The sequence below is a fragment of the Pontibacillus chungwhensis genome, from assembly GCF_030166655.1.
Classification (GTDB): domain Bacteria; phylum Bacillota; class Bacilli; order Bacillales; family BH030062; genus Pontibacillus.
The window spans coordinates 613,178-631,080 of sequence record NZ_CP126446.1; the positions used below are offsets into that span (position 1 = coordinate 613,178).

Annotated in this window: 9 protein-coding genes, 10 tRNA genes and 3 rRNA genes; 19 read left to right on the forward strand and 3 right to left on the reverse strand. The window is 46.0% G+C overall.

The window, feature by feature from the left end:
• Positions 1-130: 130 nt before the first annotated feature.
• Positions 131-4,618, reverse strand: coding sequence for a glutamate synthase-related protein (locus tag QNI29_RS03115; protein WP_370635525.1), 4,488 nt, complete (start codon positions 4,616-4,618; stop codon positions 131-133).
• A 412-nt stretch (positions 4,619-5,030) separates the two neighbouring features.
• Complete coding sequence (locus QNI29_RS03120) at positions 5,031-6,326, reverse strand: glutamate-1-semialdehyde 2,1-aminomutase (RefSeq protein ID WP_231419361.1); 1,296 nt, start codon at positions 6,324-6,326, stop codon at positions 5,031-5,033.
• 203 nt (positions 6,327-6,529) lie between these two features.
• Between QNI29_RS03120 and QNI29_RS03125 the strand changes: the two genes are divergently transcribed.
• From QNI29_RS03125 to perR, 5 genes are all read left to right on the forward strand, one after another.
• On the forward strand, positions 6,530-6,949 hold the full coding sequence (locus QNI29_RS03125; protein ID WP_231419362.1) for a potassium channel family protein: 420 nt from the start codon (positions 6,530-6,532) through the stop codon (positions 6,947-6,949).
• A gap of 53 nt (positions 6,950-7,002) precedes the next feature.
• Positions 7,003-7,473 carry a thioredoxin-dependent thiol peroxidase gene (gene bcp, locus QNI29_RS03130; protein ID WP_231419363.1) on the forward strand — a complete coding sequence of 157 codons (471 nt, stop codon included), beginning with the start codon at positions 7,003-7,005 and terminating at the stop codon, positions 7,471-7,473.
• Positions 7,474-7,828: 355 nt separating this feature from the next.
• On the forward strand, positions 7,829-8,779 hold the full coding sequence (locus QNI29_RS03135; RefSeq protein WP_231419364.1) for a D-2-hydroxyacid dehydrogenase: 951 nt from the start codon (positions 7,829-7,831) through the stop codon (positions 8,777-8,779).
• Positions 8,780-8,781: 2 nt separating this feature from the next.
• Complete coding sequence (locus QNI29_RS03140) at positions 8,782-9,339, forward strand: cob(I)yrinic acid a,c-diamide adenosyltransferase (protein WP_231419380.1); 558 nt, start codon at positions 8,782-8,784, stop codon at positions 9,337-9,339.
• 125 nt (positions 9,340-9,464) lie between these two features.
• On the forward strand, positions 9,465-9,902 hold the full coding sequence (gene perR, locus QNI29_RS03145; protein WP_255688809.1) for a peroxide-responsive transcriptional repressor PerR: 438 nt from the start codon (positions 9,465-9,467) through the stop codon (positions 9,900-9,902).
• A 99-nt stretch (positions 9,903-10,001) separates the two neighbouring features.
• Here the strand turns inward: perR and QNI29_RS03150 are convergent, their stop codons facing one another.
• Entirely contained in the window at positions 10,002-10,376 is a 375-nt protein-coding gene (locus tag QNI29_RS03150) for a YgzB family protein (RefSeq protein ID WP_231419366.1), read from the reverse strand.
• A 129-nt stretch (positions 10,377-10,505) separates the two neighbouring features.
• Between QNI29_RS03150 and QNI29_RS03155 the strand changes: the two genes are divergently transcribed.
• The 14 genes from QNI29_RS03155 (at position 10,506) to QNI29_RS03220 (ending at position 17,902) form a co-directional block, all read left to right on the forward strand.
• A complete protein-coding gene (locus QNI29_RS03155; RefSeq protein ID WP_231419367.1) occupies positions 10,506-11,381 on the forward strand; it encodes a nucleotidyltransferase-like protein in 876 nt (291 codons plus the stop codon).
• Positions 11,382-11,806: 425 nt separating this feature from the next.
• Positions 11,807-13,369 (forward strand): 16S ribosomal RNA (locus QNI29_RS03160).
• Between the two features lie 213 nt (positions 13,370-13,582).
• Positions 13,583-16,497: ribosomal RNA gene (locus tag QNI29_RS03165) — 23S ribosomal RNA — on the forward strand.
• A gap of 275 nt (positions 16,498-16,772) precedes the next feature.
• Positions 16,773-16,888 (forward strand): 5S ribosomal RNA (gene rrf, locus QNI29_RS03170).
• The 16S, 23S and 5S rRNA genes sit together here with 10 tRNA genes alongside, the layout of an rRNA operon.
• A 50-nt stretch (positions 16,889-16,938) precedes the next feature.
• Positions 16,939-17,013: transfer RNA gene (locus QNI29_RS03175), tRNA-Asn, on the forward strand.
• Position 17,014: 1 nt separating this feature from the next.
• A tRNA-Ser gene (locus QNI29_RS03180) sits at positions 17,015-17,106 on the forward strand.
• A 13-nt stretch (positions 17,107-17,119) separates the two neighbouring features.
• Positions 17,120-17,194: transfer RNA gene (locus QNI29_RS03185), tRNA-Glu, on the forward strand.
• A gap of 10 nt (positions 17,195-17,204) precedes the next feature.
• A tRNA-Val gene (locus QNI29_RS03190) sits at positions 17,205-17,280 on the forward strand.
• Between the two features lie 71 nt (positions 17,281-17,351).
• Positions 17,352-17,428 (forward strand) — tRNA-Met (locus QNI29_RS03195).
• 1 nt (position 17,429) lies between these two features.
• Positions 17,430-17,506, forward strand: a tRNA-Asp gene (locus QNI29_RS03200).
• A 43-nt stretch (positions 17,507-17,549) separates the two neighbouring features.
• A tRNA-Phe gene (locus QNI29_RS03205) sits at positions 17,550-17,625 on the forward strand.
• An 8-nt stretch (positions 17,626-17,633) separates the two neighbouring features.
• Positions 17,634-17,706: transfer RNA gene (locus tag QNI29_RS03210), tRNA-Thr, on the forward strand.
• Positions 17,707-17,722: 16 nt separating this feature from the next.
• A tRNA-Tyr gene (locus QNI29_RS03215) sits at positions 17,723-17,808 on the forward strand.
• Between the two features lie 20 nt (positions 17,809-17,828).
• Positions 17,829-17,902 (forward strand) — tRNA-Trp (locus QNI29_RS03220).
• Position 17,903: the final 1 nt, after the last annotated feature.

Consider the following 17,903-nt stretch of genomic DNA (forward strand, 5'->3'; position numbering starts at 1 on the left):
AGGAAAGAACAGAGGTATTCTGTAAATCTTTACTAATCTTTGTGGACAGTGTCACATATTATTCATCATACGTCTAGTCGAGACATAGCATGCAAAAAAATACCCTGCGCTAGGCAGGGTATTCTATTGGTTATTCGGTTGATACAGAAGGATCGGCTTGAATCTTTTCAGGAACGACTTGTAGGAAGTGGTCCTCGAGGTTTCCAAGAAGGAGTTCGAGTGACTCAGCTTCCTGTTCCTGACCGTGCTGTTTCAGAACATCAATGTACCCTGTTAGCATCTCTTCCACATCCGCTTTACCTGCTGGATTCAGTGGTTCAATCTCCACTTTAGCTCCTTTGGCAATTCGTTTATGAAGTGCTTCTTTCGTTAATCCCATTTCAGGCTGGTGACGAAGGTAAACTGCTCCTCCGGTCATTCCGGCGCACATCCACGGTCCTGGATCCCCAAGGACTAATCCGCGTCCATTCGTCATGTATTCAAAAGCGAAGCCTTTAATACTTGAATAACAACCAAAGTTGCCGTCATGTTCAGTTGGAAGAGGGGCTTGTAGCTGTTGACCAATAATAATGTCAGCACCAGAGAGACGAATACCTGCTCTGGAGTCAGCTGTACCTTGTACGATCAGTCGTCCTTTTTGGGCACCGTATCCAAACCCTTTTCCAACAGCTCCGTTAATGTAACCGCCATGGGCTCCAGGAGATTTCAAGATGGCCAACGTACCACCGAAAGCAGCCTTGCCGACACCATCCTGGCCGCCTCCGATAACAGAAGTGTCCATACCATCTGTAAGATAAGCTCCGAACCCATTTCCGACGATTGACCCTTCTTTGTAATGTAGGCGAATTGGGTCAAGATCGCGATAGGAGCCATCGAGGCGATCGCGCACGCGGTGACAAGATACACGACTGCTCAGATTCCGTTGTTCACTTGTAACATTTTCAAATTCTCTTGAGTCAAGCAGTTGCTCTTGATTGCCATCTAAATATTCTGCTCCCACGGCCATTAACAGACGTTCTTCCATACGTTCGTGTTTCTTCTGATAGGCTTGAATTTCTTCAACTTCAAGTTTTTCAAGTAGTGGGGTTAAGTCCATCCACTCTTCACCACGATATTGTTCTAATAAATCAGAGCGTCCGACAAGGTCTTGCGTTTTCGAGAATCCAAGCTCAGCGGTTAAACGTTTTAACTCTTCGCCAAATGTGGTAAAGAGATTCATAAGACCTGTAACAGATGGCTGATATTCTCTAGGAACAAATCGACGGAGACCGTGCTCTTTGGCTTGAGCTTCTGTTTCAATTTGAGTGGCAATTCCAACGTGGCACGTATCAAGGTGACAGCCACGGCAAGCAGTACAACCCACAGCAATCATAGATAACGTACCAAATCCAACCCGATTCGCTCCAAGAAGCATGACTTTCATAACATCCAGCGGGCTGCGAAGACCCCCGTCTGCCCAAATTTCAACGGAGTGACGAAGACCGGCTTCAAGCAGGGCGTTATGAGCAGCCTTGACGCCAATTTCAACAGGAAGCCCAACATGTTGAAGAGCATGAATTCGGGCTGCACCTGTACCGCCATCGAAACCACTAAGGGTTATGAAATCAGCCCCAGCTTTAGCGACGCCGACAGCAATCGTTCCAATATTCGGCACGATCGGCACTTTAACGGTCACTTTAGCTTGGTCATTGGCAGTTTTTAGCTCTGAAATCATTTGGGCCAAGTCTTCAATGGAGTAGATATCGTGATTGTTTGATGGTGAAATCAAATCAGATCCGACCGTTGCGTTACGAGCTTCTGCGATCTTTGCTGTTACTTTTGAACCTGGAAGGTGACCGCCTTCACCAGGTTTTGCTCCTTGACCAATTTTAATCTCTAGCAGGTTCGAGGAATTGAGTAATTCCGCATTCACTCCAAAACGTCCGGAAGCGATTTGTTGACCTCTGGTATTCGGATACTTTCCGAGCATATCCTTAATTTCTCCGCCTTCACCATTAAACGAAATCATGTTCAGTTGGTCAGCGGCTTCAGCATAGGCGCGGAAAGCTGTTTCATTCTGTGAACCAAATGACATGGAAGAGATCATAAACGGTAAGTCATGGGTTCCGACTCCGAGGTCTACCTTCGTTGCGTCTTCATTATTATCGCTTGGTTTTGGTTTAACAAGATGACGGATGCTGAGTGGATTCTTTTCTTCTAGTCCGTCAATTTTATCTCGTAAGTCATCAATTGGATTTCCTTTAGCGACATCTCCGATTGATTTCCAAAGGCGAGGCCAGGCGTGGAAGCTCTTACCTGGACGAGCTTTTTCGTTTTGGAAATCTTCGCGTCGTTGGATAGCATCTTCTTTCAGGGCGTTCCAGTCATAAGATAACCCTTCGCCGCCAAAGAAGTTGACAATTCGTAATAGGTCAGAGAAATCATTATGGAGCCCAATGGCTGAGAAGAGGCGCGCATATCCTCTTAACTCGTGAATTCCAATAGTAGAGATGACTTTCTCGAGCCCTTTATTCATTGCGTAATAGAGGTTAAGAGTTGGTGTTAATTCTTCTTCTGCAACCGTTGCAAACAGCAGGTAAGGATTGACCGCGTCTGCTCCAAGGCCAAATGCTGTAATCAAATCATGTAAGGACCGGATCGATGCTGAGCGAAGAATTAAGGATGTATTTCTTCGTTTATGTTCTTCGACAAGTCGCTTATCGATTGCAGACACGACAAGATGAGGATCTAACCATAAGTGATCTTCTTGATGGGTGTCTCCATCATTTAAAACGATGAGCTCGGCGCCTTCGTCTACGAGCAACTCGGCTTCTTCTGATAAACGAGTCAGTGCATCTTGAATATTTTCATTCTCACGAGCGGTAATGGAAAGGGTCTTAGATAGACCGGCGCTTTCAAAACGGTGAAGAATTTGTTCAAAAGATGGTTGCTGTTCTTTTTCTGAAATCGTTTGAGCGTGTACCCCTTCGACAAGCAGAGGGGATAAAAGCTCCAGGTTAAATGGCGCGGTTTCTTTCGTTGTCACACTTGGACGTCGTCCTAAAATGGTTCGGGTGGAGAAGTGCTCGGCTTCTCGGTCGCGGTCAATAGCAGGGTTTGTGACGACGGCGACACTTTCTTTAAAGTAATCCGCAATGTTTTTGCGCCCCTGGTGCAAAGAAGCCAGAGGGACATCGTGTCCAAGGGAGCGGATCGGTTCAGCGCCTTTTTCAGCCATTTGCTCAAGAAGCTGAATGTGTTCGCGATCCCAGCCATACGCTGCATACCATCCATTGTGTACATTCGTTACAGTTGGATGAGGCTTTACGCTTTCTGTGTTTCCAAGTTGGAGGCGTGAGTGGAACCCTTCAAAGTCAAAGCGGGCTCCCATGCGACGGTACACTTCTTCTTGATAATCAAAATGATCATAAACGTGTAACGTACCTTCCTCATCGTATTTCACGCCTACTTTTTCCCCAGGAGATAGAGGTTTTGGATCACTGACGTACTCACTGTTTGCGCGAATGCCTGGTTCTGAACAGAACAAGTAGGCATCAAGTGTTTCGAGTTGCCATAACGGACGTAAGCCAAGAGAGTCCAGGCTGAATGCGGCTTCATTTTTGTGACGGGAAATAATACCGGCTGGTCCCTGTGCGAAGTGACCCCAAGCTTCCCTCATGTAGGCATACATATCCTGAATGTGAGTCGGGTAACGTTTTAATTCGTTTATGATCGGTGGGAACATTAAATCTAGAGCTTCAAATAAGCCGTATCCTTCTCTTTTGACAAACGTTTCGATCGTACGGTTAAGGTCTTGAGAGTCACTTCCGTTACCGGTTAAAGGCACGTTAATCATTTCAGCTTCATCACGCAGTTTGGCAATCGTGTTAATCTCGCCGTTGTGACCTAGCATGCTAAATGGCTGCACGCGAAAAAAGCTTGTTAGGGTATTCGTAGAGTAACGGTTGTGTCCTAAAGTCATGGCTGAAGCAATCTTAGGGTGATCCAGATCAGCGTAATATTGAGGAAGCTGATCACCGGCTCCCATAACTTTATAGACAACGTGGTAGGAAGATAAAGAGGCTACATGAACGTTCTCATCTTCTTCAATTGCAAGAGAAACCTCAAATAAAGCACGCTCTAAATCGATTGTGTTTTCGTTCGGTAAAAGGGCAATCTGCCAGAATATCGGCTCTTGTTTCTGCGCAAGAGGGCCAAGGGCTTCTGTGCGAGTAGATTGTTCGTCCTGATAAAGTAATTGAAAACCATGTTGGTCTAAGATGTTTTGGATATTGGTTTTAATTGTGGTGGTTTGGGCTTGTTTATTGATGAAAAGGTGTCCTACAGTAAACTGAGCGTGGTGGGCAAGTGATTGGTCTTGTTGCTTTGAAGCTAGCTTTTCCTCCCAAAGGGCTTTGGGGATATCCATATGGATCCCTACGCCGTCGCCTTCTTGTTTCGTGAAACCTGCACGGTGGTTCATTGTCACGAGTGCATTGATGACGGTATTGATGTTTTCTTTTGTGGGCTTGTTTTCTTTCTGAACACAAGCCACAATTCCGCATGCATCATGCTCATGTTTGTGATAATCCCGAAATTCATTAGGGTTCCAGTTTACGCGTCTCGATTTGGCCAAGATGACCACACCTCCTTGAAGATTTACAAATAGAATCGACTGTTCAGAAAGTGAAGGACTTTCTTCTAGTCGCTAAATGAGAAAAAGAAGGGCTTTCGCAATATCATTGCAAAAGCCTACAAAGCGCTCTGTTCAGAACGAAATCTTTCAGGAGCGAATGAAAGATTTTTTGAAAAGGGTAAGAAATGAAAAGTGCACAATCCGATGTACAAATTTTCTGAATTATTTATTATAGTATCACATGGGGTGGGGGTTTGCAATTAAATATACAGCTATTTGTATGAGGAGAGGGGCTGGGAAGCATTGTGTTGGAATGCTAGAATCATTGAGAAGCCTATAGGTAAGCGTTTTCATAAATGTGTTAAAAAATCCCCGCAAGAAGTTGCCTTGCGGAGATGCATAAAAGAGTGTATATTTATTCGCTCGCTAATGCTTTGAAAGAAGATTCGACGGCACGTAGCGTTTCCTTGATGTCTTCTTTTGTATGTTCAGTTGTTAGGAACCATGCTTCAAATTTAGATGGAGCCAGGTTGATTCCTTCTTCTAACATAAGGTGGAAGAATTTAGCGAACATCTCGCCGTCTGTAGCTTCCGCCTGATCGTAGTTTTCAACTTTTTCATCTGTAAAGTAGACGGTTAAGGCTCCTTTTAGACGATTGATCTTAACAGGGAGTTTATATGTCTCTGCGTGATGTAAGATGCCTTCTTCTAACATAGCACCGAGTTCGTCCATCTTTTCATAGACTCCGTCTTGTTGTAATACCTCAAGACATGCGATTCCTGAAGAGATGGAAGCAGGGTTACCAGCCATCGTCCCGGCTTGATAAGCGGGTCCGAGTGGTGCAATTTGTTCCATAATATCAACACGGCCTCCGTAAGCCCCGATTGGTAAGCCACCGCCAATAATTTTACCCATAGCTGTCATATCAGGCTCAACGCCCACGATATCCTGCGCGCTACCGTAATGGAAGCGGAAGGCTGTAATGACTTCGTCGTAAATGACCAGGGCGCCTGATTCATGAGCGAGGTCGTTAACTTCTTGAAGGAAGCCTGGTTTTGGTTCAACAATACCGAAGTTCCCGACAATTGGCTCAACAAGAACTCCTGCAACATCATCTCCGTATTTCTCGAGGGCATCTTTGTACATCTCGATATCATTAAATGGAACGGTAATGACTTCTTGGGCGATAGAAGTAGGAATACCAGCGGAGTCAGGTGTACCAAGAGTTGCAGGGCCAGACCCGGCAGCAACGAGTACAAGGTCGGAATGGCCATGATAACATCCGGCGAATTTAATAATCTTCGTTCGGTTCGTATAAGCACGAGCGACACGGATCGTAGTCATAACGGCTTCTGTACCAGAGTTCACAAAGCGGACCTTTTCAATGGAAGGAATCGCATCTTTAATCATTTTAGCGAACTTGTTCTCAAGCTTCGTAGGTGTTCCGTATAAGACACCGTTGTAAGCTGCTTTTGAGATCGCTTCTGCAATATGTGGGTGGGCATGTCCTGTAATGATCGGCCCGTAAGCTGCTAAGTAGTCAATGTATTTATTTCCGTCAACGTCCCAGAAGTACGCTCCTTTTGCTGTATCCATAAAGACTGGTGTTCCGCCACCAACTCCCTTGTAGGCACGAGAAGGCGAGTTCACCCCTCCGACGATATGGTCTTCAGCTTCTTTATATAACTCAATTGATCTAGTAATATTCACACGAAAACCTCCAAAAAAATTCTCCCTACCATTCTAACACACACCCCCCCTTTAATGCTGTGCAGAAGAGAAGGGTGTCAGACACGCTGTCGTGCTGTGAAGAATTGCAGGGTGTCTGACACCCTTTCGTATGGTGAAGTGCATTCATAATAAGGGGAGCTTGTTTATATGATAGTGGTAGGTGCAGTGTGGGGAGTGGGGCTATGGGTTGGGTGATGTTAATTTTTGTTGTGGTATCGGTATGTGGGAGTGTGGCTGGTTTCTTCCATGGTGATCGTGAGGTGCGACAGTTGTTTTCCTTTCATCATTTCTATACGCTTATTGCAGTCTATGGAATTGTCATGCTTGGTTTTGGATTGATTTATTTCATATTAGCCTCTGAGGGGCTTGTTATCTTGCAAGATGAGCTTCTGCTAGAAGATTCTCTTTTAGATCGATTGGCGCACTCAGTCTATTTCAGCGGGGTAACGCTTATGACAGTGGGCTATGGAGATATTACACCTGTTGGATTAGGGAGAGTTGTCGCATTAATAGAGGCAATGATTGGGTATGTACTACCCGCGGCCTTTTTTGTTCAATATATGCATCATCATCACCAGGATGAGCCGCCTGATAAGTTGTAAGTTATCCTGAATTTGGTTACCCTTAAGAGAGATTATGCTCAGGAGGGATAGGAATGACTATAGAAATAGGTAAGCCAGCACCAGATTTTGAACTTCCCGCTAATAATGGAGAGAAAGTGAAGCTTTCAGATTATAAGGGGAAAAATGTTATCTTGTATTTTTATCCGAAAGATATGACCCCAGGTTGTACGACAGAAGCGTGTGATTTCCGTGACCATCATGAAAGCTTCAAGGATTTGGATGCAGTGATTCTTGGTGTGAGTCCGGATCCGGTTGATCGTCATCAGAAGTTTATCGATAAGCATGAACTTCCTTTTCTTTTATTAGCTGATGAGGAGCACGCTGTAGCTGAAGAATATGACGTGTGGAAGTTAAAGAAGAATTTCGGTAAGGAGTATATGGGGATTGAGCGCTCAACATTTGTCATTGATAAAGATGGGAATCTTGTGAACGAATGGCGAAAAGTACGGGTAAAAGGCCATGTTGAGGAAGCGCTTCAATATATAAGAGAAAACTTAAGCTAGAAATACCCTCCATCTGGAGGGTATTTTTTTACTTAGAGGCGGGGATAGAGAAACATCTTAAACATAAGTGCCTATTTTAAAAACGCTAGGTAAAGGTCCATACCAAATGAATGCGAACAGCGTATAGTACAGTAATACACCAACCTCCCCTTATTATATAGAGCAACATGTTAAGCGCGAACCTGATTCGCGCTCTTTTTATGTACTAAGTCACTTCCTTTATTGCGTTAAAGTGAGTGCGCGTGTCAGACACCCTTTAGTACGGTGCAGTGAAGCGGGAGCATGATTTCTATGATTTTTGTTGAATAGGTTATAGTATAGGGTGTAGGAGTTATAGCTATAGGGAGGGGATTTTTTGTTTATTTTATCGTCATGCAAGATCAGAAGAGATTTAAGAGAGCGTTTAGTGGAGGCTTATCCGGCTCTAACGTTTCAGTTCACTGAATCGATGGAAGAGGCTGCTTCTTATTTGCCGGAAGCGGACGTCCTTCTTACATACGGGGAAGATCTGACAGATGAACGTATAGAAGAGGCGAGTAAGCTTAAATGGATTATGGTGTTATCCGCAGGGTTAGATAAAATGCCGTTTAAGAAAATAGAGGAGAAGGGAATTTTAGTTACAAATTCAAAAGGAATTCATAAGGTTCCAATGGCAGAGTATGCTATAGCCATGCTTCTTCAAACAGCTAGAAAAACACGGTTATTGCTAGAAAATGAAAAAGCCCATGAATGGGACCGAGGGGTAAAGCCTGTAGAGATTACTGGGAAAACGATGTTGGTCGTTGGAACTGGGGCGATTGGACAAGAGGTAGCCAGACTTGCGCAGGCGTTTCGAATGTACACAATCGGCGTTTCGAACAGCGGAGCGGCCAAACAATATTTTGATAATGTGTATACGAAGGATGATTTTGAGGCGCAATTACCAGAAGCGGACTTTGTTATTTCTGTATTGCCTAGTACTCCGGAAACGAAAGACTTCTTTAAAAGAAAGCATTTTGAAATGATGAAACCGGAGGCTGTCTTCTTGAATATGGGCAGAGGAGATGCAGTTAACAATGATGTACTGCTAGATGTAATGGAAGAGAGAATCATTTATCATGCGATATTAGATGTGTTTGAAACAGAACCTTTACCTGGTGCGCATCCGTTTTGGGAGATGGGAAATGTGACGGTCACCCCTCACTCTTCTGGGATGTCGCCGCACTATCAGCCGAGAGCTATGTCTATATTTGAAGAGAACCTACATACCTTCCGCTCTGGAGGGGAAGATTTAATCAACTTAATTGATCCAAGAAAGGGGTATTAATGATGAAGATCTATACACGTTCTGGAGATAAAGGAGATACATCCCTCATTTATGGACAACGCGTTCCTAAAAATGATGCTAGGGTGGATGCATATGGGACTTGTGATGAAGCGAATTCGATGATTGGTTTAGCGTTAAGTTATTTAAGGAGAGAGGACTGGCCTGAGAAAGAAGTGTTCTGTGAGACGATGCATCGTGTACAAACCATTTTGTTTCACGTAGGCGCAGAGCTAGCAACGCCGCAAGGGAAAGAAGTGAAGTGGCAACTAACTCAAGGCCACATCGATGAACTTGAAAAACAGATCGACGACTGGGACCAGGAGTTACAACCTTTGCAAAACTTTATACTGCCATCAGGACATGAAGCTTCAGCTACATTGCATACAGCTCGTACCATTGTAAGGAGAGCTGAAAGAAGTGCGGTCGTCGTTAAAGACGAATTAAATAATCCACTCGTTCTGACTTATTTAAACCGTTTATCAGATTTCTTATTTGTAGCGGCTCGTTTTGTAAACAAGATGACAGGCGGAAAAGAAATTCCTCTAAAAGCTGATGTGTAAGATTTGTAAATAAAGCTGATATCAAGCGAGTTACATTGACAAAAAGAGGAGCAAAGGTATACACTAATTATAAAGATTTTAATGTAATAATATTGTTTATTTGAAAATATGTGAAAGCGAGGTGCATGACGGTGTCTGATCATCGACTTCGTGAGGCTCTGGACACATTGAAAGAATCTGGCGTCCGTATTACACCCCAACGTCATGCGGTGCTTGAGTTTCTCATTGGTTCCATGTCTCATCCAACCGCAGATGAAATTTATAAAGCACTAGAAAACAAATTTCCAAACATGAGCGTGGCGACAGTATACAACAACCTTCGTGTTTTCCGTGAAATTGGGTTGGTACGTGAACTGACTTATGGAGATTCCTCGAGCCGGTTTGATTGTAATACTACAGAACACTACCATGCTATTTGTGATAAGTGTGGAAAGATCGTTGATTTCCACTACCCATCTCTTGATGAAGTTGAATCACTAGCAGAACAGGTTACTGGTTTTGAAGTGAGTAACCACCGCATGGAAGTGTATGGGATTTGTGAGGAGTGCAAATCGCAGCACTAAAGAGAGAGTTCTTTTTAAAAAGAGCTCTCTTTTTTGTGAAATATAAAAGAACCTTGAAGAATTTAGTTTCTTGCAAGGTTCTTTTACATTCGTATCATTTTACTTTTGATTTTCTGTATTTTTTTGATATCTTTTAGAGTTGTACCGTTCATCAAATTCTTTTCCTTCAAGATCTTTATCTAAAGTTAAGGGCTCATTACAGTGCATGCACGCATCAACGCGCCCTAAAAGTTTAGTTGGTTTGCCGCAATTCGGGCAAGCAACTTTTATTGTTTTGGTGGATAGCATCCCGATCCAAAAGTAGACAACTGTGCTCAGACAAACAGAGAGAAGACCAAGGATCATAAAGATGCTCATTAACCACATGGTTTCTTTGAATAGAAGACCAACATACATAATGCCAAAACCAATAAACACTAAACTAAGCGCAAACGTGCGAATCTTATTTATTTTGTTCGAGTACTTAACGCCCAACCTTTTCCCTCCTAACATTTTCAATTGGTAGTATAGCATATTTCCAGGAGAGAAATCGTCGTCGAAAAAAGGATTTTCTATGAATGTGTCGAAATTATCACTATCTTAGTATTTGGGGGAAAGCATGTTATGGAAGATGTGTTACGTCCGATCTACCAGGAACGCGCCAGTCAAAAAAACACATTAGGAATTCTAATAATAGAAAAGAAAAAACCCATTAGCCCTGTCACGGATAACTTTGATGTCATTTTGTTGATTATTGTAAGGGGAGCAGCTCAGCCCTGGTTTGTAAAACATTATGAATTCGGAAGCAAGAACGCTGCTATGCATATTGTTGATGAAAAACAATTAACCAATTGGATTGACACCAGTTCGTTTCGACGTGCTGTAGAGTGGGTAATCGAGGGTCGTGTGATATTCGATCGTAACGAATATATTACGTCTTTAAAAGAAAACTTGCGTAACTTTCCGCAAGAAAAGCGAGATTTAAAGAAGGCTATTGAATTTGCCAAGCTAATCCGCACGTATGGCGAATGTAAAGATCTTTATGAAACAGAGCAGTATATGGATGCTTTCAGTAAAATGATTCATTCTCTTCATTACTTAGCTCGTCTTTCTGTCATTGAAAAAGGATTCCATCCTGAAGTTACCGTTTGGAATCAGGTAAAACGAATTGAACCTGAGGTGTACAAGCTCCATCAAGAGTTAAGTAAGAGTAATGAGACGCTTGATAAGCGAGTTCAACTTATGCTTTTGGCTACGGAGTTTGCCATTAATTCAAGAACCGTGAATTGTGCAAAGCATTTAATAGATGTAATGGGAAGTAAAGAAGAGCCTTGGGCCTATGGAGAATTAATGGTTCATCCGGACATCCAACCATATGCGCTAGATCTTGGCGCGTTCCTTGACTATCTTGTAGATAAGGAAGTTATCGAAGCTGTTCAGGTAGAAACCAAAGGGAAAGGGTTATTTCATAGAACATACAGGTTAAGGGAAAACGATTAAGCATTATAAGAGTCTCTGTAATCTTTTCGAAAAAAAGGTTGCAAAGGAGGCTCTTTTCTTTTACTATAATTAAGCGGCTTTAAAAGAGGCCAGCAACCTTTTGAAAAAACATCAAAGAAAATTAACAAAAGTTATTGACGATGTTTTCATAGGGTGATATAGTATTACTTGTCGCTGAAAAAGCGCACACAATTTCGAACAGCTAACAAAACGGCATCGAAAAAAATTAAAAAACATTGTTGACATCAAAACAACAAAATGTTAAGATGATTAAGTCGCTGTCAAAAACGGCGCCAACAAGAAAGAAACACTTTAAAGAAACATTTGATCTTTGAAAACTGAACGAAACAACATGTAACGTCAATGTCTTTAAATTGATTTTTAAAGCCAGTAATCATTTATTTTGATGCTAGGCAGACTCACATTTTATGGAGAGTTTGATCTTGGCTCAGGACGAACGCTGGCGGCGTGCCTAATACATGCAAGTCGAGCGCGTGAATCAACATGATCCCTTCGGGGTGATTGTTGTGGATCGAGCGGCGGACGGGTGAGTAACACGTGGGCAACCTACCCATGAGATCGGGATAACTCCGGGAAACCGGAGCTAATACCGAATAACCCAGTGAACTGCATGGTTCACTGGTAAAAGGCGGTTTCGGCCGTCACTCATGGATGGGCCCGCGGCGCATTAGCTAGTTGGTAAGGTAACGGCTTACCAAGGCAACGATGCGTAGCCGACCTGAGAGGGTGATCGGCCACACTGGGACTGAGACACGGCCCAGACTCCTACGGGAGGCAGCAGTAGGGAATCTTCCGCAATGGACGAAAGTCTGACGGAGCAACGCCGCGTGAACGATGAAGGTCTTCGGATCGTAAAGTTCTGTTGTTGGGGAAGAACAAGTGCCAGAGGAAATGCTGGTACCTTGACGGTACCCAACCAGAAAGCCACGGCTAACTACGTGCCAGCAGCCGCGGTAATACGTAGGTGGCAAGCGTTGTCCGGAATTATTGGGCGTAAAGCGCGCGCAGGCGGTTCCTTAAGTCTGATGTGAAAGCCCACAGCTCAACTGTGGAGGGCCATTGGAAACTGGGGAACTTGAGTACAGAAGAGGAGAGTGGAATTCCACGTGTAGCGGTGAAATGCGTAGAGATGTGGAGGAACACCAGTGGCGAAGGCGACTCTCTGGTCTGTAACTGACGCTGAGGCGCGAAAGCGTGGGTAGCAAACAGGATTAGATACCCTGGTAGTCCACGCCGTAAACGTTGAGTGCTAGGTGTTAGGGGGTTTCCGCCCCTTAGTGCTGAAGTTAACGCATTAAGCACTCCGCCTGGGGAGTACGGCCGCAAGGCTGAAACTCAAAAGAATTGACGGGGGCCCGCACAAGCGGTGGAGCATGTGGTTTAATTCGAAGCAACGCGAAGAACCTTACCAGGTCTTGACATCTTGCGCTATCCCTAGAGATAGGGAGTTCCCTTCGGGGACGCAATGACAGGTGGTGCATGGTTGTCGTCAGCTCGTGTCGTGAGATGTTGGGTTAAGTCCCGCAACGAGCGCAACCCCTAATCTTAGTTGCCAGCATTCAGTTGGGCACTCTAAGGTGACTGCCGGTGACAAACCGGAGGAAGGCGGGGATGACGTCAAATCATCATGCCCCTTATGACCTGGGCTACACACGTGCTACAATGGATGGTACAGAGGGCCGCGAGACCGCGAGGTCAAGCAAATCTCAAAAAACCATTCTCAGTTCGGATTGCAGGCTGCAACTCGCCTGTATGAAGCCGGAATCGCTAGTAATCGCAGGTCAGCATACTGCGGTGAATACGTTCCCGGGCCTTGTACACACCGCCCGTCACACCACGAGAGTTGGCAACACCCGAAGTCGGTGAGGTAACCTTTTTGGAGCCAGCCGCCGAAGGTGGGGCCAATGATTGGGGTGAAGTCGTAACAAGGTAGCCGTATCGGAAGGTGCGGCTGGATCACCTCCTTTCTAAGGATATTACGGAACTAGCGAGTCCTTCGGGACTTGCTAGCAGGCACACATTGTGCCATTAAACCATTGACCATGTTCGTTTCGTTCGGTTTTGGAAGCTCAAATGCTTTCAAACAGTACCTTGAAAACTAGATAAGAATTAGACATCAAACCAACGTTAGATTTAACGTAAGCATCATTATGATGCGTCTTTTCACATTGATTTTAGATAGTTAAGTGAATAAGGGCGCACGGTGGATGCCTTGGCACTAGGAGCCGATGAAGGACGGGACTAACACCGATATGCTTCGGGGAGCCGTAAGTAGGCTATGATCCGGAGATTTCCGAATGGGGAAACCCACTACCCGTAATGGGGTAGGATCCTTAACTGAATTCATAGGTTAAGGAAGGTAGACTCGGGGAACTGAAACATCTCAGTACCCGAAGGAAGAGAAAGCAAACGCGATTTCCTGAGTAGCGGCGAGCGAAACGGAAACAGCCCAAACCAGAGAGCTTGCTCTCTGGGGTTGTAGGACGCTCCATTGGAGTTACCAAGAAACAAGATAGATGAATGATCTGGAACGGTCAGCCGAAGAAGGTAACGGCCCTGTAGTCAAAATCTTGTTTCCTCCGGAGCGGATCCTGAGTACGGCGGAACACGAGGAATTCCGTCGGAATCCGGGAGGACCATCTCCCAAGGCTAAATACTCCCTAGTGACCGATAGTGAACCAGTACCGTGAGGGAAAGGTGAAAAGCACCCCGGGAGGGGAGTGAAATAGAACCTGAAACCGTGTGCCTACAAGTAGTTGGAGCCCGTTAATGGGTGACAGCGTACCTTTTGTAGAATGGACCGGCGAGTTACGATCCCATGCAAGGTTAAGATGAAAAATCGGAGCCGCAGCGAAAGCGAGTCTGAATAGGGCGAAATAGTATGTGGTCGTAGACCCGAAACCGTGTGATCTACCCATGTCCAGGGTGAAGGCCAGGTAACACTGGCTGGAGGCCCGAACCCACGCACGTTGAAAAGTGCGGGGATGAGGTGTGGGTAGCGGTGAAATGCCAATCGAACACGGAGATAGCTGGTTCTCTCCGAAATAGCTTTAGGGCTAGCCTCAAGGTAAGAGTCTTGGAGGTAGAGCACTGATTGGACTAGGGGCCCTCATCGGGTTACCGAATTCAGTCAAACTCCGAATGCCAACGACTCATCCTTGGGAGTCAGACTGCGAGTGATAAGGTCCGTAGTCGAGAGGGGAACAGCCCAGACCACCAGCTAAGGTCCCTAAGTTTATGTTAAGTGGAAAAGGATGTGGAGTTGCTCAGACAACCAGGATGTTGGCTTAGAAGCAGCCATCATTTAAAGAGTGCGTAATAGCTCACTGGTCGAGTGACTCTGCGCCGAAAATGTACCGGGGCTAAACATAACACCGAAGCTGTGGATTGTTCTTACGAACAATGGTAGGAGAGCGTTCTAAGTGCTGTGAAGTCAGACCGTAAGGACTGGTGGAGCGCTTAGAAGTGAGAATGCCGGTATGAGTAGCGAAAGAAGAGTGAGAATCTCTTCCACCGTAAGTCTAAGGTTTCCTGAGGAAGGCTCGTCCGCTCAGGGTTAGTCGGGACCTAAGCCGAGGCCGAAAGGCGTAGGCGATGGATAACAGGTTGATATTCCTGTACCACCTCCTTTCCGTTTGAACAACGGGGGGACGCAGTAGGATAGGGAATCCGCTCCACTGGATGTGAGCGGCCAAGCAGTGAGTGAGATGCATAGGCAAATCCGTGCATCAATCACAAGCTGTGATGGGGAGGGAACTATAGTACCGAAGTTCCTGATTTCACACTGCCAAGAAAAGCCTCTAGTGAGGAAAGAGGTGCCCGTACCGCAAACCGACACAGGTAGACGAGGAGAGTATCCTAAGGTGATCGGGAGAACTCTTGTTAAGGAACTCGGCAAAATGACCCCGTAACTTCGGGAGAAGGGGTGCTCCTTCATAGGAGGAGCCGCAGTGAAAAGGCCCAATCGACTGTTTAGCAAAAACACAGGTCTCTGCGAAACCGAAAGGTGAAGTATAGGGGCTGACACCTGCCCGGTGCTGGAAGGTTAAGGGGATGAGTTAGCATTAGCGAAGCTTTGAACCGAAGCCCCAGTAAACGGCGGCCGTAACTATAACGGTCCTAAGGTAGCGAAATTCCTTGTCGGGTAAGTTCCGACCCGCACGAAAGGTGCAACGAATTGGGCACTGTCTCAACAAGAGACCCGGTGAAATTATACTATGCGTGAAGATGCGCATTACCCGCGACAGGACGGAAAGACCCCGTGGAGCTTTACTGTAGCCTGATATTGAATGTTGGTACAGCTTGTACAGGATAGGTGGGAGCCGTCGATGCCGGAGCGCTAGCTTCGGTGGAGGCATCCGTGGGATACCACCCTGGCTGTATTGACATTCTAACCCAGGACCGTGATCCGGTCCGGAGACAGTGTCAGGTGGGCAGTTTGACTGGGGCGGTCGCCTCCCAAAGAGTAACGGAGGCGCCCAAAGGTTCCCTCAGAATGGTTGGAAATCATTCGCAGAGTGCAAAGGCACAAGGGAGCTTGACTGCGAGACCTACAAGTCGAGCAGGGACGAAAGTCGGGCTTAGTGATCCGGCGGTGCCGTATGGAAGGGCCGTCGCTCAACGGATAAAAGCTACCCCGGGGATAACAGGCTTATCTCCCCCAAGAGTCCACATCGACGGGGAGGTTTGGCACCTCGATGTCGGCTCATCGCATCCTGGGGCTGTAGTCGGTCCCAAGGGTTGGGCTGTTCGCCCATTAAAGCGGTACGCGAGCTGGGTTCAGAACGTCGTGAGACAGTTCGGTCCCTATCCGTCGTGGGCGTTGGAAATTTGAGAAGAGCTGTCCTTAGTACGAGAGGACCGGGATGGACGCACCGCTGGTGCACCAGTTGTTCCGCCAGGAGCATAGCTGGGTAGCTACGTGCGGAAGGGATAAGTGCTGAAAGCATCTAAGCATGAAGCCCACTTCGAGATGAGATTTCCCATCACTTCGAGTGAGTAAGATTCCTTGTAGACGACAAGGTTGATAGGTCGGAGGTGGAAGCGTGGTGACACGTGCAGCTGACCGATACTAATAAATCGAGGACTTATCTATCTAAAGCGCAGACGACCGCTTAGACCCGTACGGATAAGACAGATTCTTGGAAAAGGCGTTAGCCTTTGGAAAGAAGATGACTTATACGCTAGGGTCTGGGAGTTGGAGCTGGAAGCCAGCTTAAGCGTAAAAACGTAAAAGGCACGATGTCATAATTCTTATCTAGTTTTGAAGGTATTTAGAAAAAAATCTAAAATATCTATTGACTTTCTTCTCTCAACAAGATAAAATATAACTTGTCGTTAAAAGAAACGAAGAAAACGAACAACAAAGAGTCTGGCGGTTTTGGCGAAGAGGTCACACCTGTTCCCATGCCGAACACAGAAGTTAAGCTCTTCAGCGCCGATGGTAGTCGGGGTTTCACCCCCGCAAGAGTAGGACGCCGCCAGGCAAGTCACTTTGTTGACATTGATCAAGAGGCAAACGGCCTTTTGACATGATTCCAACGTAGCTCAGTGGTAGAGCTATCGGCTGTTAACCGATCGGTCGCAGGTTCGAATCCTGCCGTTGGAGCCATGGAGAGCTGTCCGAGTGGCCGAAGGAGCACGATTGGAAATCGTGTAGGCCCAAACACGGGTCTCGAGGGTTCGAATCCCTCGCTCTCCGCCACCAACCTTTTATTGGCCCGTTGGTCAAGTGGTTAAGACACCGCCCTTTCACGGCGGTAACACGGGTTCGAATCCCGTACGGGTCACCACTTAAAATATGGAGGATTAGCTCAGCTGGGAGAGCACCTGCCTTACAAGCAGGGGGTCGGTGGTTCGAGCCCGCCATCCTCCACCATTTTAAAATACAATGCACAAGATCATTGTAAGTATCATATAATTGGATATATAGTTGATATTCAACATTGTCGCGGGGTGGAGCAGTCTGGTAGCTCGTCGGGCTCATAACCCGAAGGTCGCAGGTTCAAATCCTGTCCCCGCAACCAAGGTCCGGTAGTTCAGTTGGTTAGAATGCCTGCCTGTCACGCAGGAGGTCGCGGGTTCGAGTCCCGTCCGGACCGCCATTTTTCAATTAAATAGTTTTGTTACTGTAAAGTACATAAGACTGGCTCGGTAGCTCAGTCGGTAGAGCAACGGACTGAAAATCCGTGTGTCGGCGGTTCGATTCCGTCCCGAGCCACCATGTTTTGTGCAGGCCTAGCTCAATTGGTAGAGCAACTGACTTGTAATCAGTAGGTTGGGGGTTCAAGTCCTCTGGCCTGCATACTTTCTCAAAACGTGGAGGGGTAGCGAAGTTGGCCAAACGCGGCGGACTGTAAATCCGCTCCCTCTGGGTTCGCAGGTTCGAGTCCTGCCCCCTCCACCATTTAAATTACTACAGTAAGTAGGGGTATAGTTCAAAGGTAGAACAGCGGTCTCCAAAACCGCCGATGTGGGTTCGATTCCTACTACCCCTGCCAA

Coding starts and splice junctions, on each gene's coding strand:
- QNI29_RS03125 (WP_231419362.1), top strand. CDS start 6,530: ATGGGTTGGGTGATGTTAATTTTTGTTGTGGTATCGGTATGTGGGAGT.
- bcp (WP_231419363.1), top strand. CDS start 7,003: ATGACTATAGAAATAGGTAAGCCAGCACCAGATTTTGAACTTCCCGCT.
- QNI29_RS03140 (WP_231419380.1), top strand. CDS start 8,782: ATGAAGATCTATACACGTTCTGGAGATAAAGGAGATACATCCCTCATT.
- perR (WP_255688809.1), top strand. CDS start 9,465: ATGACGGTGTCTGATCATCGACTTCGTGAGGCTCTGGACACATTGAAA.
- QNI29_RS03155 (WP_231419367.1), top strand. CDS start 10,506: ATGGAAGATGTGTTACGTCCGATCTACCAGGAACGCGCCAGTCAAAAA.